4 tRNA genes and 2 rRNA genes are annotated in these 1010 nt (G+C 45.2%); all 6 read left to right on the forward strand.

From position 1 onward, the window contains the following. Positions 1 to 120 (forward strand): 16S ribosomal RNA (locus ZX61_RS20290); the annotation flags it as partial. Between the two features lie 89 nt (positions 121 to 209). Then, positions 210 to 285: transfer RNA gene (locus ZX61_RS20295), tRNA-Glu, on the forward strand. A gap of 2 nt (positions 286 to 287) precedes the next feature. Then, positions 288 to 363 (forward strand) — tRNA-Lys (locus ZX61_RS20300). Positions 364 to 377: 14 nt separating this feature from the next. Continuing rightward, positions 378 to 453: transfer RNA gene (locus ZX61_RS20305), tRNA-Ala, on the forward strand. Positions 454 to 466: 13 nt separating this feature from the next. Beyond that, positions 467 to 542: transfer RNA gene (locus ZX61_RS20310), tRNA-Val, on the forward strand. A 363-nt stretch (positions 543 to 905) separates the two neighbouring features. After that, positions 906 to 1010, forward strand: a 23S ribosomal RNA gene (locus ZX61_RS20315); the annotation flags it as partial.

A 1010-nucleotide genomic window follows, 5' to 3' on the forward strand; every position in this document is an offset into this window, starting at 1 on the left:
GCTGCAAAAGAAGTAGGTAGTTTAACCTTCGGGAGAACGCTTACCACTTTGTGGTTCATGACTGGGGTGAAGTCGTAACAAGGTAGCCCTAGGGGAACCTGGGGCTGGATCACCTCCTTATACGATGATTACTCACGATGAGTGTCCACACAGATTGATGGTTTATGTAGTTTAAGAGATAGAACATCCCCCAAGATGTTCGACTTAGTGTCCCGTTCGTCTAGAGGCCTAGGACACCGCCCTTTCACGGCGGTAACAGGGGTTCGACTCCCCTACGGGATACCATTGGGTCGTTAGCTCAGTTGGTAGAGCAGTTGACTTTTAATCAATTGGTCGCAGGTTCGAATCCTGCACGACCCACCATTTTCTCAAGATATGGGGCTATAGCTCAGCTGGGAGAGCGCCTGCCTTGCACGCAGGAGGTCAGCAGTTCGATCCTGCTTAGCTCCACCATTCTTGATTCGATGGGCGATTAGCTCAGTTGGGAGAGCACCTGCCTTACAAGCAGGGGGTCACTGGTTCGAGCCCGGTATCGCCCACCATCTTTAAGTGTTTTCTCGACAGAGAATATTTAAAAATGGTTCTTAAATGAATCTAGCTCTTTAACAATTTGGAAAGCTGACGAATAACAACAATCCCCATATCTTCGGATATGCGTTGTTATTCAAATTAAAAGTTCTCAAATCCTAGATGACTTGTTCATTTAGGTACCAACACACATTCAAGTGTTCTTGGAAACATCCTTGTGATGTTCACTTTTTGTTTCTACTTTTTCTTAAAAAGTGGAAGTAAAGAGTTATTTGAGTCCGGCAAAATCGTGCCTGCGCATGTATAAAATTGCAGGCAACTTTGGTTGTTTAACAACATCCTCAAGATTCGCTTTGCGAAACTCTTTGGGGTTGTATGGTTAAGTGACTAAGCGTACACGGTGGATGCCTTGGCAGTCAGAGGCGATGAAAGACGTAGTAACTTGCGATAAGCCCAGATTAGGTAGTAACAACCATTTGAGT

Source organism: Vibrio sp. VPAP30 (assembly GCF_001188205.1).
In the GTDB taxonomy this organism is placed as follows: domain Bacteria; phylum Pseudomonadota; class Gammaproteobacteria; order Enterobacterales; family Vibrionaceae; genus Vibrio; species Vibrio bivalvicida.